Below are 20,904 nucleotides of genomic sequence, written 5' to 3' on the forward strand. Positions count from 1 at the left end.
ATTGAATTTTTACGAAATGTAAATGATTTGTAATGTTTTTTTTCGCTAAATTTCATTATAATAAGTGGATATGAGTGTCGTATTTCAATCCAAATGAAGGAGTACAGGAAATGGAGCAAAACCCATCTTTGCAAGAAAATACACGCAGTAACCCGAAAAAAAATAAGAAAAAAATAAAAGTTATTATAAGCGCTATACTATTCGTTTTATTAATAGGCGGCGGTTATACTTGGTTTTTAGTAAATAAAGCATCTTCTGCTGTTCGAAATGCCGCACATGATTTAGCGCGCGGTGATAAATCTGATTTACGTGATAGAGCTGTAAAACCTATTACAAACAATGTCTCTGTCTTAGTAATGGGTGTTGATGAAAGCGATGTCCGAGGAAAAGAATATGGTGAAGCTATTAGAACAGATGCGCTGTTGCTTGCAACGTTTAATAAAGATAGCAAAACTGTAAAACTATTAAGTATCCCACGTGACACATATACTTATATTCCAATAGAAAAGAAAAAAGATAAAATTACACACGCTCATGCATTCGGTTCTGCTAAAAATGGAAAAAATGGTGGACCACAAGCAAGCATTGATGCAGTTGAAAAATTAATGAATGTTCCTGTCGATTATTTTGTGAAATTTAACTTTAAATCATTTATAAAAATCGTCGATGACTTGGGCGGTATTGAAGTTGATGTACCAGTTGAATTTACTGAGCAAGATAGCAATGATAATGCAGAGGCAATTCACCTAGAAAAAGGTGTTCAAAAGTTAAATGGCGAAGAAGCTCTTGCTCTTGCTAGGACAAGACACATCGATAGTGATGCAATGCGTGGACAACGTCAACAACTCGTTATCGAGGCTATTTTAAAGAAACTAACAAGTGTTGGTTCTGTAACAAAAGTTGGCAACATCATTGATGATATTAACGGACAATTCGTTACAAACTTAACATTTGATGATATGCTTTCATTCTATAAGTACGGATCGGATTCAGAAATCGAGAAATTACAAATTCAAGGTGACGACTGCTATATGGAAAAAGGTGACGATACATGTAGCAAATCCGCTGGTGGCGGCCGAACGTATTACTACAATCCAGATAAAAAAGAATTAGCAAAAGTTACAAACGATCTTCGTACTCATCTTGGATTACCTGCATATACAAAAACAGACTCTGATTCGAAAAAAACAAGTACAGAGAAAACAAAAGAATCTAAGTCTGAAAATACAAGTGAACGCGAATCAAGTAACAATGAAATGAAAAATAAAAATAGCAATGAAGATACAGAAACATCGTCTAACGACAATGAATAATAAAGAAGCAGTTCTCTATGGAGGTAGAGTACTGCTTCTTTTTATTCCGTCACAATTAAAAATCAGAACTTTCTAACTATCTTTTTTAATATTTTTAAATTATAATAAATAGTAGCAATCTATTCCAATTATCAGGGGGCTCATACATATGAAAGCTGCAGTAAAACATAACATCTCAGATTTTAAAGACTACTTAAAATCCAACGATATATACATGGAAGAAAATATAGATGAAAATGATGGTTCTGTTCATTTTTCAGTAGGATTAGAGACAGAAGCTGGCGCAAAAATTCAACTTATCGCTGCTTTCCAAAACGAACATCCTACTGTAGATATATACTGCTTCAATGTTGCTCACGTACCTGATGCAACAGCAACAAATGATATTTTGCACGTTATTAATGAATTAAACACATCTTATCGATTTGCAAAATTCACATTAAACAAGCAAAATGCAATTGATATTTCAACATCTCTTGCATTCTCAGAACCAAACTTTAATCCAGCACTTGTCTTTGAACATACGAGAATGCTATATAAATTAGCAAATGACGAATACAAAAACTTAATGAAAGTGATTTGGGCATAAATAAAAGGATGGGCTGCAAGCAGCGCCATCCTTTTATTTCGATATCATATCAATCCACATTTTAACAGCAGTTCCTACAATCAAAATCGATAACATATATTGTAGTGCTTTTTGATTGATCCTTTTCCCAACTCGCGCTCCAATCGGCGCAGCAAAGATACTTGCAATCGCAATAATAAGAGCTGGCATTACAACTACTTGCCCAGTTATTACTTTTCCAGTTGTAATCCCTACTGAGGAAATAAACGTAATAGCTATAGATGTTGCTATTGTTGTACGTATTGGCAATTTTAAAATGACTAGCATAATCGGAACTAAAAGGAACGAACCTCCAGCACCTATAATACCTGATGCTCCGCCTACACTAAACGCTAACAAGCTTGCTAACCATTTATTATATTTCAGTTCATCACCATTATTTCGTTTCGGTACGAACATCATAATAGCAGCAATTGTTGCTAACGCTGCATAAACAACATTGACCGTATGTTCCTCTAATGCATTAGCACCAAAACTACCTATAAAACTTCCTATTAATATACTAGCTCCCATATACACAACGAGCGTTTTATCCATATCATTACTTTTCCGATAAGCCCATGCCCCTGCAAAAGTTGCAAAGAATACTTGCACCGCTGTAATACCACTCACTTCATGTGCAGTATAGCCAGTAAATCCTAGCAATACCGGAATGTATAAGATCATCGGATAATTAATAATCGCACCGCCAATTCCAACCATTCCTGATATAAACGATCCTATAAACGCAATTATAAAAAGTAATACGACTAAGCTCATCTTACATCCCCTCCCTTCTAGAAAGAAGATGAATTAAATGAATAAGTTCACATTCCCATCCGAAGCGTCTGCTAAATAAGCTCCTACTCCTGCAAACTCTACCCCTTCCATAATCTCTTCCTCTTTTAACCCTAATAAATCTACTGTCATTTGACAAGCTACAAGTTTAATCCCCTGTTCTTTCGCCAAATCAATTAAATCTGGTAACGGCATCGCATTATGTTTTTTCATAATACCTTTAATCATCTTTGGTCCCATACCTGCAAAATTCATTTTAGATAATCCCATCTTATCAGCGCCGCGTGGCATCATCTTTCCAAACACTTTTTCTATGAAAGTTTTCTTTACCTCTACATGTTCATCTTTCCTTAAAGCATTTAATCCCCAGAAAGTATGAAAAATAGTTACCTCTTGATCATACGCCGCTGCACCATTTGCAATAATATAAGCAGCCATCGCTTTATCATAATCTCCGCTAAATAAAACGATTGTTGTTTTCTTCTGTTGTTCCATGTTGTTCTCCCTCCAATTACCTATAGGGGTATTTTTATTTTTATAAAAAATTGCTTCGCCCTATTCTACTTGCCCTTCCCACGCTAACATACCACCTACCATATTGATTGCTTGAAAACCGTAGCTCTCTAAAAATTGAACAGCTCGTGCACTTCTTCCGCCAGAACGACAAACGATAATATACTCTTTCTTTTTATCCAACTCATGCATACGAAACTCCAATAGTCCTAGTGGAATGTTACACGCTTCTGGAATTTTCCCTTCAGCTACTTCTTCTACTTCACGTACGTCTACGATATTTACTGCTTCTTTACGTAACAATTTTTCTTCTAATTCTTTTGCTGTCATTTCTTTCATTTTACATTTCCTCCTCACAAACCATTCATACCGCCTGAAACATTGATAACGTGCTGAAATCCTAATTTTTTTAACATTTTCGCTGCTTGTTTACTTCTCATTCCACTCTGACAAATAACGATTACTTCCCTATTCTTATCTAATTGATTTGTCTTACTCGCTAAGTCATTTAGCGGGATATTTTGAAATCCTTTCATATGATTTCCTCTATATTCACCTACTGTACGAACATCGATAAAGTACTTTCCCTGTTTTCCTACTATACTTTTTAATTCTTTTCCGTTTATATTTTGAACACCTTTCACAGGTAAAAAACGTGAAATAACAAACCATGCAGCAAGTACAATGAAAAGCGTACTTAATATTGTGTTCATATAATCAACCTCTCTACATTTATAAAAATACTATGCCTTCTTAATCCAAAACTTCAGCACATCGCCTTCCTCTTCATGCTTTACGATATCATGGCCACTTTTATTTGCCCACGCTGGAATATCCTTAACTGACCCTTTATCAGTTACCTGTACTTCTAACACTTCTCCAGTTTGCAAAGTATCCATCGCTCTCTTCGTTCTTACAATCGGCATTGGACATGCTAAATCTTTCGCATCTAATACTTGTTTTACATTCATCATCTATTCCTCCATTTTTCATTCATTCGTTTATTTATTTGTGAACTGCACAACGATTTGGACCAATCTCCATTTCACGCTCTTCATCCATACTCGGGTGAATTTTACCCATATTCGTTTGACGGATTTCTTCATATGCATTTGGCTGAGGTGGTAAGTTTTCTGTTACAACTTTACGGAACTCTCCCTCATCCTCAATATTTAATCCTGCATTATGCTCAAATAAATCTTTTAATTTTGCACTAACAATACCACTTTCGTCCATTTCACTTATTTTTGAATAATGAGCCGGTAACACAATTAAATTTTGAGATAGTTCCTTATATCGGCTATATAAAGTATTACGTAAATCACTTACCCAATCTTCAGCCTTCCCAGCAAGATCTGGACGCCCGATGGAATCTACAAATAAAATATCGCCTGATAATAAATAGGAATCATCTACAATAAATGACGTACTTCCAATCGTATGCCCTGGTGAGTATAATGCGTCAATTTCAATTTTAGTACCCCCCACCGTAATAACAGATCCTTCAACAAGCGGTTCGTATGAGAAAACAACTTCCTCCGCATCTTTTGGCGGTAACCAATACGTACCACCTACTTTTTCCGCTAACTTACGTCCTCCAGAAATATGGTCTGCATGTAAATGTGTATCCATTACATTCGTAATCGTAACAGCATGCTCTTTCGCAAATTCTTCATACGCTTCAACTGTTCTTACTGCATCAATAACTGCTGCTTCACCGTTTGAAACGACCATATAAGATAAACAGCCTTTTCCAAGGCGGTTAAACTGGTACATACTTCCGCCATTTTTTAAATCTCCAACTTTTATAGGCTTTACATATTCACTCCAAGCCTTCATACCACCAGCTAAATAATAAATATTTTCTAATCCAGCCTCTGTTAACTGCTCTGCCACAAATATAGAAGACCCTTCTTTTGCACATACTACTAAAATATCTTTATCTTTAGGTAATTCACTTACAATTTGATCTACACCATCTAACAAATCAAAATACGGTTTATTTATAGATGAGATTTGTTTCCCTTCAATTTTCCAATCTTCATAATCCGTCTCATTACGAACATCTAAAATAAACAACTCTCCGAATAAAACTTTCTCTGCAACATCTTTTGCTTGTAATGATTTAACTTCCATCTTCTTACCCCCTGAGGTATATTTTTATTTAAAAAAATTTAATTCTCTATATTCCCTTGCCACTCTATCATACCGGGAATAACATTTTTCACATTTGTATAACCTTTCTCTTTCAACATTTGGCAAGCTACATCACTGCGGTTACCAGTTCGGCAAACAACATAAATTTGCTTCGTCTTATCTAAGACTAGACTTTCTAGTTCACCTAACGGCATCGAAGTAGCAGCTGGAATATGACCAAAAGCGAATTCCGCTGCTTCACGAACATCTAATACAGTACACTCTTCACCACTTACTAATATCTCTTCCAACTCTGTATTCGTAATTGTATGAGGAAATTTCACAACCTCATTCACTTCATGCTCATGTGCTTTTCTAACGTAATGCATCAAAATATCGCCCTCGTGTTTTGTACCGATATATTGATGCCCTACTTTATTCGCCCAACTTTTTATATCTACAGTAGACCCTTTATCTGTTGCCTTAACTTCAATCACTTGCCCTGATGCTAATCCTTCTATCGCCTTCTTCGTTTTCACAATCGGCATCGGACAAGCCAAACCTTTGCAATCTAAACTCATATCCACTTTTATACTCATAGTCGATTCCTCCACAACTTATATACATATACCTGTAGGGGTATAATAAAATGTTTTTGAAAATCTGTCAACACTTACGTTTGACAGATTATCGGCTTTTTACAAGTAATTGAACAGCTTCTTTAATTAATTCTTCATTTGAACCATTACCACTTTCAAACTGTTCACGTAAACATTGCTCTAAATTTGTTCCAACAACGAGGCCAATTGTACGATCAAGTGCAGAACGAGATGCCGTTAACTGTGTAATAACCTCTCGGCAATCTTTTCCTTCTTCCATCATACGAAGCACGCCACGAACTTGACCTTCAATACGTTTCAATCTATTTTTCATATCTTGATTATATTCCATTGTATAATCACCTCATTACCATTATGTCACTATTTATAACTTATGACAATATCTTATACCCTATAGGGTATTTTGTAAACCCCTATTTTAAAATTTTATTTTATACATTCACAAAACACAAAGCGAAACCTTCATCTATAGGCTTTCATCTTCCACCAAATTTTGAAGTGGAAGATGAAAAAATATCAATATACAATACGTTCTGGTAATACTGTCCCATACAATTTAAAACCACCATCTACATTCTTTACCTTATATCCTTTTTCCATTAACATGCGTGCTGCAACATACCCTCTCATACCGAGTTGACACGTAATATATATATCTTTATCTACTGGCACTTCCTCCAAACGATCACGTAATTCATCTAACGGAATGTTAATAGAGCCTTTAATCATTCCTTGCTTTAGTTCATTAGGCTCTCGAACATCAATAAGATATCCACCATTTTCAACAATACGATCTATCTCATGCCATTGTACTGTTTCCACAAAACCATCTACTATATTACTTGCTACATACCCTACCATGTTTACAGGGTCTTTTGCAGAAGAATATGGCGGGGCATATGATAATTCTAAATCTGGCAAATCAAGTACAGTTAAATTTGCTTTTATTGCCGTTGCGATAACATCGATACGCTTATCTACACCGTCACGTCCTAGAGCCTGTGCTCCGTAAATTTTCCCACTATCTTTATTAAAAATTAATTTTATTAGCACTGGCGTAGCATTCGGGTAGTATCCCGCATGCGAATTTGCCTGCACATGTACTACCTCATAGGGTATATTTAATCGTTTTAATATTTTCTCATTTACTCCAGTCAAAGCAACTGTTAGATCAAAAACTTTAGCTACAGAAGTTCCGAGCGTACCTTTATATAAAGAATCCGTATGACCATGAATAATATCTGCTAACATACGACCTTGACGATTAGCCGGCCACGCTAAAGGAATCATCGTTTCTGTTTCAGTAACAAAATCTTTTACTTCAATCGCATCACCAATTGCATATATATGTGGGTCAGACGTTTGAAATTTCTCATTTACCTTTATCGTTCCTCTAACTCCTAGTGCTAACCCTGCATCCTTCGCTAAACTACTCTCTGGTTGTACACCAATTGCTAAAATAAGCATATCTGTTTGTATAACTGAGCCACTTTTTAAACGTACAACAGCCCCGTTCTCTTCTAACGCATCTACACCATCTTCAAAAACGAGCTCAACATCGTGATTTTTCATATGCTCATGCACATATGCTGCCATTTCATAATCGATTGGTGGCATTACTTGATTCGCCATCTCTACAAGAGTAACCTCAATCCCGCGTTCTCTTAAGTTTTCAACCATTTCCACTCCAATAAATCCGCCACCAATAACCGTCGCATGACGTGGCTTCTTCTCATCAATATACGCTTTAATACGATCAGTATCCGGTACATTCCGTAACGTAAACAACGCCTTCGCTTCTTCAATACCTGGAATAGGTGGAACGATTGGTTTTGCCCCTGGTGAAAGAATTAAAATATCATATTGCTCGTTATATGTTTCATTTGTCGTTACATTCTTTATCGTAATTGTTTTCTCTTCTTTATTAATCTGTACTACTTCACTCAATACACGTATATCTAGATTAAAACGCTTCGACATTCTTTCAACAGTTTGTACTAATAATTTTTGTCTTTCTGTAATTACGCCGCCAATATAGTATGGTAACCCGCAATTTGCGAATGAAATATATTCACCGCGCTCCACCATAATAATTTCATCTTCTTCACTTAATCGACGAAGCCTTGCAGCTACTGATGCGCCGCCGGCAACTCCGCCTACTACAACTATTTTTCTGGACATATTTTAAACCTCCATATTATTTATTATTTAATTTTCTCATGTATCACATACGAAAAACCTATACCTGTATGGGTATATAATAAATTATAAAAAATTTAATTTCAATCCATATGTCTTTCTTTCACAAATTTGAAACAAAAAAGAACTTAGATCTCTCTAAGTTCTTTTACGTATAGTTCTATAGCTTTCTGTACGATTACATCTGCTGTATTTTCCTCCGGTGGCATCAATAAATTCGTAACCGGTCCATACACTACAGGGCTTAATTCCACTTCATATCCACCATATGCGAATTCTTCCTTCGTTGGTAAGTAACCAATATATCCGTTCGTATATCCACCAAAGAAAGCTAGTTCATTTTGAAGACTCTCTTTCATTACTAACGCAGTCTCTGAAAAAGGTTCCATCGGTATACCTGAGAATATACCCTCATTAATTTGAAACAGTTGCACTTCTAAATCAATACGTAACTGCCGAATACCTTGCTTATATTTCTCTAAAACGATAGTAAGCCATTCATCCGTATTCACACCCCACTGTTTCTCTGCTAATTGAGCCATGCTTCGTATCTCATTCATTTCAGGAATATCTTTCAACTTCATTTGCATCGTACTCGAAACTGTTCTTACATTTACAATTGGGCTGTATGTAACTGTTGGCAACATCGTTAATACATGTCCACTAAGTGTGTAAGCCATTTTCTTTAATGCTTCCCTTGAACCGCGATATTTCGCATTTACATTACCAGCAGCACCTTGCACAATCATAACAGGACAGTTTACAATTTTCTCGAGAATCTCTCTCGTCATTCCCGGATAATCTGCTGATAATACATCACTATCACCTTTTAAAACATTCGGATGTGCAGTACAAAATACTATAATTCCAGATAAACCCCTCGTTTCAGCATCCCTTATCGCTAACATCCCAATTCGTTTATCTACAACACCCCCTATATTTGTTCCCATCTTTGCTCTTCCATCAGATGTTCTCTCTCTTCGGTTTACTCCAATATCACCTGCCGTAACACCCCAGCCCACTTCACATTGCTTCAAGTTGTTATTCGCAGTAACCGCACCGTGCACTACATTATTTAGTAAAATCGTTTTATACGACTTTACTAAAGGTTGCTTACCAACCGTTTCCGGACCAGAGTGTGTATGTGTATAAACAACAGTTATTCGCTCAAATGGCACATGAAGCCTACTTGCTACTCGCTCACGAATCATATTCGTATCTTCTACTAACATTCCAATATTATCAATACTTATAAACACAGTTTTCATTTCATCTTTTTCAAATACAAAAACTGTCCCATAAATACGCTCTTCAATATTATTTATTCCTGTTTCTCGATGGTATCCGACAAAATCAATACCTATAGGCGGCGTAATATCCACCTTACATACCCCTACTTTGCTCATTTGAATCTCTCCATTTCTCTATGTAACTCCCTTTTTCAAGAATAGCATATTTAACCTTGTTCCAAATAAAAAGAACGAACATAGCATTCTATGTCCGTTCTTTCCTTCACACATACTTCCGATGCACCATCTTCCCATCATAAGAAAACACAACACCCTTACTCTCCACAATCGACTCCATATGCACTGTTCTTCCCCACAGCTGATGAAGATATGGTAATACCTTTTCTAAGTATTTTAAATCGAGCTCAATTCCTTCGTAACTATGTTTAATGTACAATTCTCCATTCTTTAAGTAGTCTCCATCTTCTACTACTAAGTACGGGAAACCGCCATTTGTACGCATATTTACGAGCTGATCACGTACATGTTCCCACTCTTTATCTATTACTTTATATTCTTTTCCTTGGCGCTGGAATAAGTACATATCTTCTCTCATTACGAGATCTTTATTTAAGTAGTTTCTTAAAAACGATACATCCCATTCGATTTCGCGTACTTCAAAGATTTTGTCTCGACCAGATCCTGGTTTGACACCTCGTCGCTTCATTTCTTCTGTCGGGTTGTTGTAACGTTCTTCAATATCTTCAAACATTTTAATACCGAGGTAGTATGGATTAATGCTCGTTTTTGATGGCTGTACAACGCCTGCATTTAATTTCGCAAATTCAATTGCTTCATCAGATGTTAAGTCCATTTCGCGAAGTATGCGTTGATGCCAGAAGGATGCCCAGCCTTCGTTCATGATCTTCGTTTCAAGCTGCGGCCAGAAATATAGCATTTCTTCACGCATCATCGTTAATATGTCTCGCTGCCAATCTTCTAGCTCACGACTATATTCTTCAATAAAGAGAAGTAAATCTTTTTCTGGTTGCGGTGGGATTTTCTTCTTTTTACGTACATTGGAGCGTTCCTGCTTTTTATTTCGATTATCTAAATTCCATAAATCATCGTATTGTGATGCCTTTTTCTTCTCTACTTCTTCCTCTTCTAAATCATCAATACTCCACGCCAGTTTCGGACGCATAAGCGACGGGTCAATATGCTCTTGAATAGCAAGTACGGCATCTAAAAATGTTTCTACCTCTTCTTTTCCGTATTTATGCTCATATGCTTTCACCCGTTCAGCTGTTGCTGACATACTTTCTACCATATCTCGCTTCGTATTTGAAAAACGAATATTATTTTTAAAGAAATCACAGTGCGCTAACACGTGTGCTACGATTAATTTATTTTGAATTAACGAGTTCGTATCTAATAAAAAGGCATAACATGGATCAGAGTTAATAACGAGTTCGTATATTTTGCTAAGACCTAAATCATATTGTAATTTCATTCTGAAAAACTGTTTTCCAAAACTCCAATGTGAAAACCGCGTCGGCATCCCATATGCACCAAATGTATAAATAATTTCCGCTGGACATATTTCATAACGCATCGGATAAAAATCAAGCCCAAATCCAGTCGCAATTTCCGTAATTTCCGCAATCGCATATTGCAGTGCTTTATCGTCACTTGCTCTCATTATTTTCCCTCCTTACACTTTCCCTTAAGAAAGTGTATGATTGAGAACAAGCTTTCATGAGGATTGATTGCATAATAAAAAGACACCCTCATAAAAACGAGAATGTCTCATCTATTAACCTTCAATAATCTCCATCTTCTCCGTAATCGGCGTACGAGCTTTTCCTTCTGGCGCTTTATCAAAATAGCCAAGGTGAAGAATTCCAACGATGCGTTGACCTCTAGTTAAACCGAGTCCTTCTATAAATAGTGGATTGTAGTTTAATCCGCCTGATTTCCAAACACAACCTAATCCACGTTCCCAAGCAAGAAGTTGGAAGTTTTGCATAAATGCACATGTTGCAGCGTAATCTTCATCACGTTGAATTTGACGTGGATCTTCATTTATATATACAACAATTTGTGCAGGTGTGCTTAAGAAACGATCCGATAAAATTTTACCGCGTTTTGCTCTTTCTTCTTCTGTGAAAGAATTTAATACTGCGTCTACTAATTTCTGACGGCCTTCTCCAATGTATAATTTACAATTCCATGGTTCACGGTGTTTATGATTCGGTGCCCATGTTGCGTCATTTAATAGTTCAATTAATAACTCTTTGTCTACTGCTTTATCTATAAATGTACGAACAGAACGTCTTTCTTTAATTACATTTGCGATGGAAGTATATGTAGTCATATTTTTCTCTCCCTTATTTTTATCTATATGTATACGTTTATTGTTGATATTGATTTTCAATTTCGATTATACCTTAGTTTTTTACTATTAATCAATGTTTTATGTTGGAAAACTCCCAAAAACTTCAGTTCATACTGTGAATAAAAAAACTTGATTTGTTCACAAGTATTTCACATTTTATGGAAATGATATGTGTACAGTTTTCCACATTATCTATCTAGGAGGAGTTTATATGTACAAAAAAATCGCAGTAAGTATGACTATGGCAGCATTATTATTCGGTGCAACCGTCTTCCCCACTTTCGCTGCTACGCCAAAAGAAGTAACATTGCATCATCATAAACCAATTTCAGAAGAAGAAATGCAATCGCTCGAAAAACTCGGCTATAACAAACATGAAATTTGGAAAGCTGCCCACATTGCAAAAATGAGTAATAAAGAAATAAAAGACGTTTTAGCTTACTATAAGCAAAATAATTCTTGGGAGAAAACAGCAGAGTATTTCGGGGTAGATCCAAGTAAGTTGAAAAAGCATCATATGAATAAAGAAACAAAAAAAGCACTACTGCAACAATTAGCAAATATGCAAAAATCTACACCAGACGGGCTAAAACAAAAAATGAAAGAATATAATATCGGATTACGTCAGCTCACGGTATTAACAATCATCTCTCAAAAAAGTAATATTCCCCTTGATGATGTGCTAAAAATGAAAAAAGACGGAATGGATATGAAACAAATTGCCGAAAAATTAAATGTAAAAAAAGAAGATATACGAGCTGAAATGATTAAATTAGTAAAGTCGATTAAAGAAAAGAAAACAAATTAATACAACAAAAGGAAGAGTTTTTTTATACTCTTCCTTTTGTTTATGAACTTTCAATTTTTAAGTATAAATTCCCGTCTTTCCCAAAAACTAACACAAGCAAATGATATATGTTAGGGGGTGGGAAAATGTTTCATTTATCATCTAAGAAATCAAAAAAGACTAATCAAAAAACACTTTGTTCTATTCCAGAATTTATACAAAGCATGACAGAATCTAGCGACTTTGTCTCTTATAACGTACTTGAAAATGAAACATTATGCTTGTTTTATTATAAATCTGTAGTGGAAGCACTTATTATTAAACAATTTATTTTAACTCCTCTAAAAAAGGAATCGGATCGAATCCAAAACATCTCTGATTTATGTAATATCGTCTCTATTGAAGATATTATTACCTCCCCTTCTATTGATGATATTCGTGAGAAATTATTAGGGGGATATATTTTATTACGCTTAAAAAACAATTCGAATCCCGATCAATATGCTTTAATTCGTGCCGAAAGTACTGTTTTAGGAATACGATTAAATAACGATACAGAAAATGAATATAGCGTAATCGGGCCTAAAATCGGTTTCGTTGAAAACCTTGATACAAACATACACTTATTACGCCGAAATATTGTCACAGAGCAACTCATATTTAAAGAAGTGACCGTCGGAACTATGTCAAAGACGAAAGTAGCAGTTGCTTATATAGAAGGAGTTACAAATGAACAATTTATCAACACCGCAATACAACGGCTAGAAGACATTGACTTTGATGTCCCATTTGACGCAACTATGATTGAGCAATTTATTAGTGATAATAGCAATTCACCTTTTCCTGTTCTATTACCTACAGAACGATTAGATCGGGCTGTATTTGCGTTAATTAACGGTGAAGTTTTAATTTTAACAGATGGCTCTCCGTATGCTTTATCAGGACCAACAACGTTACTAGATTTTTTCATTTCACCAGAAGATTATTATTTACCGTGGATGATTGGATCGTTCTTTCGCATTATTCGTTTTTTCGGAGCTATATTTTCTCTTTTTTCCTCCGCTATTTATACAGCGGCTTTAACATATCATTATCAAATGATTCCTGCCGATTTACTAGGCCCTATTATTTTCTCGAGAGCTAACGTACCTTTCCCTCCTATTCTAGAAGCGCTCTTTTTAGAAATTACAATTGAATTGCTTCGTGAAGCGGGAGCACGTTTACCGACAAAAGTTGGACAAACGATTGGAATTGTTGGTGGGATTGTAATTGGACAAGCATCGGTTGAAGCAGCTTTAACGAGTACAATTTTATTAATTGCAGTTGCTTTATCCGCCCTTGCATCTTTCACAACACCGACTGTAAAGATGTCTTCTACTATCCGGTTGTTACGCTTTCCACTTATTCTTTTAGCTGGCGCATTCGGAGGATTAGGCCTTATTGTCGGATTCGTATTTATTTTAGCTCATTTAATTAAATTAAAATCACTTGGATCACCTTATTTATTACCTTTATATCCATTTCGTGGTTTAGGTACAGCAGAAGGTTTTCTTCGATTACCATTTAGTCAAACGGCACAACGGCCTTCTTTCCTTAGACCGAAATCAAAATGGCGCTATAACCCAAACAAAGTGAAGCAAAAACGTGATGGTGATAATGAATGAAAAAACTTTTCTTGTTCCTTATTATACTCTTTTTTGTTCTACAGACTGGCTGTACACAAACGTATATAGTGGATACACAGCGTATTATTCATATTGCTGGATTTGATATTACAAAAAACAAACAATTCCAAGGAACTATCTTATTCCCAGAATACACGCATGGTGTAAAGTCTAAGCCTGAGACGCAATCAACATCTGCTCGTTCACTTGAAACAATCGCTTCACGATTGAATGCTAAATCTCCTCACAATGTTGTTGTAGGTCAAATGCGTGTCGTCTTATTTGGAAAGGCTCTAGGAGAACGTGGAATGGGAGAAATTATTACTAACTTACAACGTGATCCAAATATAGGACGTGATGTACAACTAGCAATTGTAGATGGATCAGCTGAAGAGCTTTTAAATTACGGAAAAAAAAATGGTTCTTTATATATTGCTGATTTACTCGAGCAAAATATAAGAAATGAGAACATTCCACAAACTGAATTAAACATTTTTTTATATAATTATTACTCTTCTGTATGTGATGCCTATGTTCCTTATATTAAAATGGACGATAATCATTCTGTCGCTGTCAAAGGACTTGCCTTTTTAAAAGGCGATAAAGTCGTCATGTATACGAATAAAAGACATTCTGTTTTAGCAAAATTACTTATTAATCCTACGAAAAATGGACGTTACGAAGCAGCAATAACAAAGGATAAACATAAAGGTATGGTCGTTATACAAAACTTAGCTGGGAAAAATAAATATGATATAGATCAAACTGGCGACATACCAAAAGTAAAAATCCATTTAAAATTAAACGGTTTAATTAAAAACTCTCCTAATTGGATTGATTTAAGAAAAGAAACAAATATCAACTATATAAAGAAACAAATTGAACGAAATGTTGAAAAAGACTGTGAAGATTTAATAAAACAATTTCAAAAAAAGGAAATTGATCCTTTAGGCATACGCGATGAAATTAGAAGTCATACGAGAAAATGGAATATAAAACAAATTCGAAATATGTATAAAAACGTCGCCGTAGATATAAATTTGGATCTTAATATTGTACAATCTGGAATCGGGGAATAGTGAGGTGAAATAAGCAATGAATACAATGAATAAATCAAAGACAGTCTCTCCATACTTTGCCTTTATTTTATTACATTCGCTTCAAATTGGAATAGGAGTTCTTGGGTATCAACGTGTAATTTTAAAAAACGCTGGTTATGATGCCTGGATTTCTCTTATTATTGCGGGGATTGCAACCCATATTGTGTTGTTTTGTATGTTAAAAATGTTAGAAAAAGATGGAGATTTAATTAGCATTCATACAACAAGTTTTGGAAAATGGTTTGGCTCTATATTTTCTGTCATTTTCACTCTTTATTGCTTATTATTTTGCCTTACTGTTCTTCGTACATATATGGAAGTGATACAAGTTTGGATCTTCCCTACCATTAAGTTATGGAAACTTACCCTTATGTTTTTATTAGTCACTTACTACATTATAAAAGGTGGCTTCCGTTCTGTGACAGGGATATGTTTTTGGGGTATTGTACTTCCTCTTTTCGTTGTATTCTTTTTAGTCTATCCAATGAAATACGCCCATTTCCGTAATATTTTACCTATTTTTACACATTCACCTTTTGATATACTTATATCTGCAAAACAATCTGCATTAGAGTTTCTCGGTTTTGAAACAATTCTTATCTTCTATCCATTTATTGAAAAAGGTAAATCTTTAAAAAGATGGGCTCATGCAGGAATTTTTTTTAGCATTTTGATTTATGTAGTTTTAGCTATTGTATCTTTTATGTATTATAGTGAAGGACAATTAAATCATACTATTTGGCCTACTTTAACGATGTTAAAAATAATTAAAGTTCCTTTTATTCAACGGTTTGAATATATTATTATTTTTGTTTGGTTTTTAATTATCTTGCCGAACCTTTGTTTAACCATTTGGTCATCATGCCAAACGATGAAGCGTTCATTTCATATTTCATTTAAATTTACATTACCGTTTTTTATTTTCATCGTTTTTACAGCTTCTTTATTTTTTAAAAACCGCGAAAGTATCAATACATTAAATACAGTCCTATCTCAAGCTGGCTTATATATTGTATACGCTTATATCCCGGTTTTATTTCTATTCCATTCACTACGATGGCATTTCAAAAATCGGTCAAAAAAATCTTCACCCGACACACCATAATCTCTGATACAATTTGATTAATACATTTGTAAAGGGGACAAGCGTATGAAGAAATATGTATTTTCTTTACTTGCAGTACTGAGTTTAATTCTTGCTGGATGCGGAGCTACTAGTACAAATGAAAAAAAATCATCTGAATCAAAAGAAGAGCACGACCATGCATCGCACACTCAGCAAGCTGACATTCAAGAGAAAACAAAAGGAGTCGACACACTTCCTACCTTCCTAGACAAGCTTGATCCACAAATGAAAGACATTTACACTGTCGCTGGACAAAATGCAGAGCTATTAGATTGGATTCCATGTTACTGTGGTTGCGGTGAAAGTGTAGGACATAAAAATAATAAAAATTGCTTTATTCGTGAAATTAAAAAAAATGGTGAAGTTGTTTGGGATTCCCATGCAACAACTTGCGTCAATTGCCTAGAAATTGCAGTTGAATCTGCTTCGATGAAACAAAAAGGAAAATCAACGCTTGAAATTCGTAACTATATCGACAATAAATACAAAGAAGGATACGGAAAACCAACACCTACGCCAATGCCAAAAGCTTAAAAAACGAGGAAACACCTCGTTTTTTTTCATTCACTTTTTTTCTTAACAAATTCTTTCAAGTGTATTTCTCCTTACTTATCACACACTATATATAACTCTCGGTAAGGAGGGTACACAGTGCAAACATATAACGACTATGATAAAGCTCTCTATTACACGTATTGCTGTAATTGGGATAAATTACTCGTTCTCATGGTTCAAACGAACGATCAATTATTTTCTAAGCGTATTGAGCATTTTTTACACGCTTATCAATACAGTAAAGAACTGCCAGAAGTTGATAAACAATTGCAGCTTCTATTTCAATATATTGACCACGCATCCCAAAAGTCACATATAGAAGAAGTAGAGCAAATTCAAATGTAAACTATAGCGCTATTCTCTTCTGGAGAATGGCGCTTTTTTAAAATGTTCATATCAATAAAAGTTTCTCCTTATAAAACTTTTATTGATAAACATATTTTTTCTTTCTTTTCTGTGCCACTTCATACTATAATTTAGTATGTAACTATTATAAGTGAGGTATAAAATATGGGACGAGAAAAAAAGCAAGAATATGCTTTATTTACCGCATGGGGAGCTTCTTTTATTGCAACACTAGGAAGTTTATACTTTTCCGAAATCATGAAATTTGAGCCTTGTGTCCTTTGTTGGTATCAACGCATTTTCATGTATCCATTCGTTTTATGGCTCGGTATCGCTGTAGTAAAAAAAGATTATCGCATCGCAAGTTATTCTTTACCGATCGCAAGTATTGGTGCTTGTATTTCTTTATATCACTATGCAATTCAAAAAATCGCAGCATTTTCAGCTGCAGGGGCAGCTTGCGGCCGCGTACCATGTACGGGAGAATACATAAACTGGTTCGGCTTTGTGACAATCCCGTTTTTAGCACTTATCGGCTTTATTACAATCGCTGTTTGTAGCTTTATTGTCATCAAAAACAAATAAGGAGATGAAAGAATGAAAAAAATGCTTATATTTGGCGGTATTATTATCGTCTTATTTGCGGCAATCTTTGCTGTAACACAAATGGAAAAGAAAAGCGCATCGACAGATGAAAAAGGTTACTACTCAAATAAAATTTCTCTTGAAGATCTCAATAAAAATATAGAAGATAAAAAAGAACAAACGATTTACTTTTATCAAACCTCTTGCGTTCATTGTCAAAAGGTCTCTCCTATTGTTGTACCTTTAGCGAAAGATTTAAATGTTGATATGAAAGTAATTGATATTGAAAATTTAAACGAGCCTTGGGATAAGTACGATATTAAAGGAACGCCAACGATTATTCATTTTAAAGATGGTAAAGAAGTAAGCCGTATTAGCGGAGAACAATCAAAAGAAAAGTTTAAAGAATGGTTTGAACAAACGAAAAAATAACGAGAAAAGGAAACTCCTTCTACACATGAAATGGACGTAAAATTCCAAACTAATGTATAAGGAGGGGGTTTTATGCCAGAAGTAAGATGCTCTGTTTCCAATTGTTCATTTTGGGGACAAGGTAACTTTTGTCAAGCAAGTGCGATTATCGTTCAGCCAGATGCGGATGAAACTGGTCAAACTGAAAATGAATCGTATACAAGTGCAGTTTTAACGAACGAGACGCTAGAAAGTTCTGTAGCAACAAGTGTAGAGACTTGTTGTCATACATTTAAGCCAAAATATTAAACATAAAAAGCATACGACTAATCGTATGCTTTTTTACATTCCCCTCCAAAAATCATGCATAATAAAAAAGTACAAAATAACGAGAACGGCTGTCCCGCATAACGTAATACGCCGATATATACTTTTCTCCCCTTCCCTTGCCTTAACAAACGCCCAAATAAATCCGAAGAACAATATTAAATCAACGTATGGAACATAAAACGAAAAGACGAGAAACGCATACAAATACACGATAAATAAACAGGTCGTTACTAAGAAAACTTTAAACGCAAATTCACTTTTCATAATGTAACCGCCCCCTATCTGTACTGTATTATATTCAGCAAAGTACAATAGTTGCAGTTAAACTCAAAGTAGAAATAAGCTACCGTCTATAATACGGTAGCCTATTACGGAACATTATATTTTCGTTTATATATATTACTTAAAGCTGAAGAAGGAATTTGCTCATAACGAATTTTTTCTCCTGTTTCATCCACTATATACAAATTGTTTCCTATATAATATATTCCATCTTTTCGTTTTGAGTACACTGCATACCTTTCGTTTGGCAATACCATTTTCACTTTCGTTAGCTGTCCATTCGGTTCTTGCCAATATATATCGGCGCGATCTACTAACGTAAGCATACCAATTTGCTCTTCTTCTACTTTACGACCATTCCAGCTCACAACACGATAACCAAGCTTATTCGCTTCATATTCGGGGCTCGTATGAAAACGAGAAATGATTACTTTTGTTTGTAAATGGACTCGATCATATAACCACTGTATATCCCTGTCATGCATGCGAATACACCCATTTGATTCCCTACTTCCAATCGTCCATTCCCGATTTGTCCCATGAATCGCATATTCATTCTTATCTAGCCCAAGCCATCTCGTACCAAGGGGGTTATTTGGTGCACCCCCAGCTATTTTTTTTCGATGGTATTCTTTATTTTTATATTTAGTTATAATACAAAAATTACCTTCAGGCGTAGGTGTACGATCTCTTCCAGTTGTTACAGGGAATGTTTTTGTATAATTTCCATTTTCAAAAAAAGACAACTGGTTTGTCGTAAGATTCACTAATATTAAATGATCTGTATTAGCAAAAGCACTAACCGGTAGGATGAAAAATAATAGTATGATGAAACATAACTTTTTCATTTATATCCCCCTAGCGCTCACTATAATAAGTGGAATTAACTTTACTTTGCTCTTATAAATGAAAACTATCCATTTACAATAACGCCCCCATTTACATGTATCATTTGCCCGGTAACATAGGATGAATCACTAGACGCTAAATATACATATGCTGGCGCTAATTCATATGGTTGACCAGGTCTTTGCATCGGAACATTGCTCCCAAACTGTGATACTTTTTTCTCATCAAAACTTGATGGAATAAGTGGTGTCCAAATTGGTCCTGGCGCAACACCATTTACACGAATCCCTTTTTGCACTAACGATTGAGAAAGCGATCGTGTGAAAGCAACGATAGCTCCTTTCGTTGCGGAATAATCAATTAACATTTCATTTCCTTCATATGCAACGATAGATGCCGTATTTATAATGACATCCCCTTGCTTTAAATGAGAAAGTGCTGCTTTCGTAACATGAAAATAAGAAAAAATATTAATACGAAAAGTCTTTTCTAACTGTTCTGCTGTAATATACTCTAATCCTTGCTGCGGATATTGCTGCGCGACATTATTTACTAAAACATTTAAACTACCTAGCTGCCGGACAGTCTCTTGTACAATATCTTTACAATGCTGTTCATCACTTAAATCACCTGGCAACAATACACACTTTACGCCTTCTTTCTCAATATATCGTTTCGTCTCATTTGCATCCCCCTCCTCATCTAAATACGCAATCGCAATATTTGCTCCCTCTTTCGCAAAAGCGATAGAAACAGCTCGTCCAATTCCGCTATCTCCACCTGTAATTAATACACTCTTTCCTTTTAACTTTTCGCTTCCTTTATAATTTGGATCTTCAAACTGCGGTAGAGGATTCATTAATGATTCAATGCCAGGCTGTTTATTTTGATGTTGCGCCGGCATTGTTACAAAGTTTTTCTGCTGCGGCATAGTTTCTTTCAACTCCTTTTTCTTATAATGTGCATAATAAAAACTGAAATTCGCACATCATATTACGATTAATATTCGAATTTAAGACACAAAATATGAATTGTTGTAAACTTTTTATGCAAAACT

At 35.1% G+C, this 20,904-nt stretch carries 26 protein-coding genes; 11 read left to right on the forward strand and 15 right to left on the reverse strand.

Translation table 11 applies throughout. The annotated features are described in order from the left end of the window. Positions 1–110: 110 nt before the first annotated feature. Both RCJ96_RS10750 and RCJ96_RS10755 read left to right on the forward strand, forming a co-directional pair. The gene (locus RCJ96_RS10750; protein WP_000437431.1) at positions 111–1,313 is read left to right on the forward strand and encodes an LCP family protein; all 1,203 of its coding nucleotides are present in this window, start codon (positions 111–113) and stop codon (positions 1,311–1,313) included. A gap of 148 nt (positions 1,314–1,461) precedes the next feature. Continuing rightward, positions 1,462–1,902, forward strand: coding sequence for a hypothetical protein (locus RCJ96_RS10755; protein ID WP_000642359.1), 441 nt, complete (start codon positions 1,462–1,464; stop codon positions 1,900–1,902). 33 nt (positions 1,903–1,935) lie between these two features. Here the strand turns inward: RCJ96_RS10755 and RCJ96_RS10760 are convergent, their stop codons facing one another. The 12 genes from RCJ96_RS10760 to RCJ96_RS10815 all read right to left on the reverse strand — a co-directional run bounded on the left by RCJ96_RS10760 (position 1,936) and on the right by RCJ96_RS10815 (position 11,792). Next, positions 1,936–2,700 (reverse strand): sulfite exporter TauE/SafE family protein, encoded by a 765-nt coding sequence (locus RCJ96_RS10760; protein WP_446699785.1) that lies wholly within the window; start codon positions 2,698–2,700, stop codon positions 1,936–1,938. 33 nt (positions 2,701–2,733) lie between these two features. Further along, positions 2,734–3,213, reverse strand: coding sequence for a DsrE/DsrF/DrsH-like family protein (locus tag RCJ96_RS10765; protein WP_000437722.1), 480 nt, complete (start codon positions 3,211–3,213; stop codon positions 2,734–2,736). Positions 3,214–3,273: 60 nt separating this feature from the next. Then, complete coding sequence (locus RCJ96_RS10770) at positions 3,274–3,570, reverse strand: rhodanese-like domain-containing protein (RefSeq protein ID WP_074608969.1); 297 nt, start codon at positions 3,568–3,570, stop codon at positions 3,274–3,276. A 14-nt stretch (positions 3,571–3,584) separates the two neighbouring features. Further along, the gene (locus RCJ96_RS10775; protein WP_001092321.1) at positions 3,585–3,944 is read right to left on the reverse strand and encodes a rhodanese-like domain-containing protein; all 360 of its coding nucleotides are present in this window, start codon (positions 3,942–3,944) and stop codon (positions 3,585–3,587) included. A 30-nt stretch (positions 3,945–3,974) separates the two neighbouring features. Beyond that, positions 3,975–4,205: a sulfurtransferase TusA family protein gene (locus RCJ96_RS10780; RefSeq protein WP_002035794.1), complete on the reverse strand. Its 231-nt coding sequence runs from the start codon at positions 4,203–4,205 to the stop codon at positions 3,975–3,977. Between the two features lie 31 nt (positions 4,206–4,236). Then, complete coding sequence (locus RCJ96_RS10785) at positions 4,237–5,367, reverse strand: MBL fold metallo-hydrolase (RefSeq protein ID WP_416504287.1); 1,131 nt, start codon at positions 5,365–5,367, stop codon at positions 4,237–4,239. A 38-nt stretch (positions 5,368–5,405) separates the two neighbouring features. Beyond that, complete coding sequence (locus RCJ96_RS10790; protein ID WP_416504288.1) at positions 5,406–5,966, reverse strand: sulfurtransferase TusA family protein; 561 nt, start codon at positions 5,964–5,966, stop codon at positions 5,406–5,408. An 88-nt stretch (positions 5,967–6,054) separates the two neighbouring features. Continuing rightward, complete coding sequence (locus RCJ96_RS10795; protein WP_000456206.1) at positions 6,055–6,318, reverse strand: metal-sensitive transcriptional regulator; 264 nt, start codon at positions 6,316–6,318, stop codon at positions 6,055–6,057. A 185-nt stretch (positions 6,319–6,503) separates the two neighbouring features. Continuing rightward, positions 6,504–8,168, reverse strand: coding sequence for a CoA-disulfide reductase (cdr, locus tag RCJ96_RS10800; RefSeq protein ID WP_416504289.1), 1,665 nt, complete (start codon positions 8,166–8,168; stop codon positions 6,504–6,506). Positions 8,169–8,314: 146 nt separating this feature from the next. Beyond that, entirely contained in the window at positions 8,315–9,592 is a 1,278-nt protein-coding gene (locus RCJ96_RS10805; protein WP_074608963.1) for a neutral/alkaline non-lysosomal ceramidase N-terminal domain-containing protein, read from the reverse strand. A gap of 106 nt (positions 9,593–9,698) precedes the next feature. Continuing rightward, a complete protein-coding gene (gene spoVR, locus RCJ96_RS10810; RefSeq protein WP_001202710.1) occupies positions 9,699–11,117 on the reverse strand; it encodes a stage V sporulation protein SpoVR in 1,419 nt (472 codons plus the stop codon). A 114-nt stretch (positions 11,118–11,231) separates the two neighbouring features. Beyond that, on the reverse strand, positions 11,232–11,792 hold the full coding sequence (locus RCJ96_RS10815; RefSeq protein ID WP_000214803.1) for a nitroreductase family protein: 561 nt from the start codon (positions 11,790–11,792) through the stop codon (positions 11,232–11,234). 232 nt (positions 11,793–12,024) lie between these two features. On the opposite strand from RCJ96_RS10815, the gene RCJ96_RS10820 reads away from it, so the two are divergent. The 9 genes from RCJ96_RS10820 (at position 12,025) to RCJ96_RS10860 (ending at position 18,695) form a co-directional block, all read left to right on the forward strand. Continuing rightward, on the forward strand, positions 12,025–12,621 hold the full coding sequence (locus RCJ96_RS10820) for a hypothetical protein (protein ID WP_242304860.1): 597 nt from the start codon (positions 12,025–12,027) through the stop codon (positions 12,619–12,621). 125 nt (positions 12,622–12,746) lie between these two features. Next, a complete protein-coding gene (locus tag RCJ96_RS10825) occupies positions 12,747–14,264 on the forward strand; it encodes a spore germination protein (RefSeq protein WP_416504291.1) in 1,518 nt (505 codons plus the stop codon). Continuing rightward, positions 14,261–15,343, forward strand: coding sequence for a Ger(x)C family spore germination protein (locus RCJ96_RS10830; protein WP_000732620.1), 1,083 nt, complete (start codon positions 14,261–14,263; stop codon positions 15,341–15,343). The genes RCJ96_RS10825 and RCJ96_RS10830 overlap by 4 nt, the downstream gene beginning before the upstream one ends. Positions 15,344–15,359: 16 nt before the next feature. Continuing rightward, the gene (locus RCJ96_RS10835) at positions 15,360–16,469 is read left to right on the forward strand and encodes a GerAB/ArcD/ProY family transporter (protein ID WP_074608957.1); all 1,110 of its coding nucleotides are present in this window, start codon (positions 15,360–15,362) and stop codon (positions 16,467–16,469) included. 45 nt (positions 16,470–16,514) lie between these two features. Further along, positions 16,515–17,024: a PCYCGC domain-containing protein gene (locus tag RCJ96_RS10840; RefSeq protein ID WP_000761019.1), complete on the forward strand. Its 510-nt coding sequence runs from the start codon at positions 16,515–16,517 to the stop codon at positions 17,022–17,024. Positions 17,025–17,141: 117 nt separating this feature from the next. After that, positions 17,142–17,390, forward strand: coding sequence for a YhdB family protein (locus RCJ96_RS10845; RefSeq protein WP_001195458.1), 249 nt, complete (start codon positions 17,142–17,144; stop codon positions 17,388–17,390). Between the two features lie 165 nt (positions 17,391–17,555). After that, positions 17,556–17,975, forward strand: coding sequence for a disulfide formation protein C (locus tag RCJ96_RS10850; RefSeq protein ID WP_000532256.1), 420 nt, complete (start codon positions 17,556–17,558; stop codon positions 17,973–17,975). A gap of 12 nt (positions 17,976–17,987) precedes the next feature. Then, the gene (locus RCJ96_RS10855) at positions 17,988–18,407 is read left to right on the forward strand and encodes a thioredoxin family protein (protein WP_074608956.1); all 420 of its coding nucleotides are present in this window, start codon (positions 17,988–17,990) and stop codon (positions 18,405–18,407) included. A gap of 72 nt (positions 18,408–18,479) precedes the next feature. Next, positions 18,480–18,695, forward strand: a complete 216-nt coding sequence (locus RCJ96_RS10860; RefSeq protein WP_001115486.1) for a DUF1540 domain-containing protein — start codon at positions 18,480–18,482, stop codon at positions 18,693–18,695. Positions 18,696–18,728: 33 nt separating this feature from the next. Here the strand turns inward: RCJ96_RS10860 and RCJ96_RS10865 are convergent, their stop codons facing one another. From RCJ96_RS10865 to RCJ96_RS10875, 3 genes are all read right to left on the reverse strand, one after another. After that, positions 18,729–18,980, reverse strand: coding sequence for a hypothetical protein (locus tag RCJ96_RS10865; RefSeq protein ID WP_000834195.1), 252 nt, complete (start codon positions 18,978–18,980; stop codon positions 18,729–18,731). 104 nt (positions 18,981–19,084) lie between these two features. After that, a complete protein-coding gene (locus tag RCJ96_RS10870; RefSeq protein WP_242304859.1) occupies positions 19,085–19,846 on the reverse strand; it encodes a L,D-transpeptidase in 762 nt (253 codons plus the stop codon). Between the two features lie 65 nt (positions 19,847–19,911). Further along, positions 19,912–20,778, reverse strand: coding sequence for an SDR family oxidoreductase (locus tag RCJ96_RS10875; RefSeq protein WP_074608953.1), 867 nt, complete (start codon positions 20,776–20,778; stop codon positions 19,912–19,914). Positions 20,779–20,904: the final 126 nt, after the last annotated feature.

The sequence above is a fragment of the Bacillus sp. BSL6 genome, from assembly GCF_052928345.1.

What these genes read in the sequence shown, in the direction of transcription:
- RCJ96_RS10750 (WP_000437431.1), top strand. Translation starts at nt 111, where the DNA reads ATGGAGCAAAACCCATCTTTGCAAGAAAATACACGCAGTAACCCGAAA.
- RCJ96_RS10755 (WP_000642359.1), top strand. Translation starts at nt 1,462, where the DNA reads ATGAAAGCTGCAGTAAAACATAACATCTCAGATTTTAAAGACTACTTA.
- RCJ96_RS10760 (WP_446699785.1), bottom strand. Translation starts at nt 2,700, where the DNA reads ATGAGCTTAGTCGTATTACTTTTTATAATTGCGTTTATAGGATCGTTT.
- RCJ96_RS10765 (WP_000437722.1), bottom strand. Translation starts at nt 3,213, where the DNA reads ATGGAACAACAGAAGAAAACAACAATCGTTTTATTTAGCGGAGATTAT.
- RCJ96_RS10770 (WP_074608969.1), bottom strand. Translation starts at nt 3,570, where the DNA reads ATGAAAGAAATGACAGCAAAAGAATTAGAAGAAAAATTGTTACGTAAA.
- RCJ96_RS10775 (WP_001092321.1), bottom strand. Translation starts at nt 3,944, where the DNA reads ATGAACACAATATTAAGTACGCTTTTCATTGTACTTGCTGCATGGTTT.
- RCJ96_RS10780 (WP_002035794.1), bottom strand. Translation starts at nt 4,205, where the DNA reads ATGATGAATGTAAAACAAGTATTAGATGCGAAAGATTTAGCATGTCCA.
- RCJ96_RS10785 (WP_416504287.1), bottom strand. Translation starts at nt 5,367, where the DNA reads ATGGAAGTTAAATCATTACAAGCAAAAGATGTTGCAGAGAAAGTTTTA.
- RCJ96_RS10790 (WP_416504288.1), bottom strand. Translation starts at nt 5,966, where the DNA reads ATGAGTATAAAAGTGGATATGAGTTTAGATTGCAAAGGTTTGGCTTGT.
- RCJ96_RS10795 (WP_000456206.1), bottom strand. Translation starts at nt 6,318, where the DNA reads ATGGAATATAATCAAGATATGAAAAATAGATTGAAACGTATTGAAGGT.
- cdr (WP_416504289.1), bottom strand. Translation starts at nt 8,168, where the DNA reads ATGTCCAGAAAAATAGTTGTAGTAGGCGGAGTTGCCGGCGGCGCATCA.
- RCJ96_RS10805 (WP_074608963.1), bottom strand. Translation starts at nt 9,592, where the DNA reads ATGAGCAAAGTAGGGGTATGTAAGGTGGATATTACGCCGCCTATAGGT.
- spoVR (WP_001202710.1), bottom strand. Translation starts at nt 11,117, where the DNA reads ATGAGAGCAAGTGACGATAAAGCACTGCAATATGCGATTGCGGAAATT.
- RCJ96_RS10815 (WP_000214803.1), bottom strand. Translation starts at nt 11,792, where the DNA reads ATGACTACATATACTTCCATCGCAAATGTAATTAAAGAAAGACGTTCT.
- RCJ96_RS10820 (WP_242304860.1), top strand. Translation starts at nt 12,025, where the DNA reads ATGTACAAAAAAATCGCAGTAAGTATGACTATGGCAGCATTATTATTC.
- RCJ96_RS10825 (WP_416504291.1), top strand. Translation starts at nt 12,747, where the DNA reads ATGTTTCATTTATCATCTAAGAAATCAAAAAAGACTAATCAAAAAACA.
- RCJ96_RS10830 (WP_000732620.1), top strand. Translation starts at nt 14,261, where the DNA reads ATGAAAAAACTTTTCTTGTTCCTTATTATACTCTTTTTTGTTCTACAG.
- RCJ96_RS10835 (WP_074608957.1), top strand. Translation starts at nt 15,360, where the DNA reads ATGAATACAATGAATAAATCAAAGACAGTCTCTCCATACTTTGCCTTT.
- RCJ96_RS10840 (WP_000761019.1), top strand. Translation starts at nt 16,515, where the DNA reads ATGAAGAAATATGTATTTTCTTTACTTGCAGTACTGAGTTTAATTCTT.
- RCJ96_RS10850 (WP_000532256.1), top strand. Translation starts at nt 17,556, where the DNA reads ATGGGACGAGAAAAAAAGCAAGAATATGCTTTATTTACCGCATGGGGA.
- RCJ96_RS10855 (WP_074608956.1), top strand. Translation starts at nt 17,988, where the DNA reads ATGAAAAAAATGCTTATATTTGGCGGTATTATTATCGTCTTATTTGCG.
- RCJ96_RS10860 (WP_001115486.1), top strand. Translation starts at nt 18,480, where the DNA reads ATGCCAGAAGTAAGATGCTCTGTTTCCAATTGTTCATTTTGGGGACAA.
- RCJ96_RS10865 (WP_000834195.1), bottom strand. Translation starts at nt 18,980, where the DNA reads ATGAAAAGTGAATTTGCGTTTAAAGTTTTCTTAGTAACGACCTGTTTA.
- RCJ96_RS10870 (WP_242304859.1), bottom strand. Translation starts at nt 19,846, where the DNA reads ATGAAAAAGTTATGTTTCATCATACTATTATTTTTCATCCTACCGGTT.
- RCJ96_RS10875 (WP_074608953.1), bottom strand. Translation starts at nt 20,778, where the DNA reads ATGCCGCAGCAGAAAAACTTTGTAACAATGCCGGCGCAACATCAAAAT.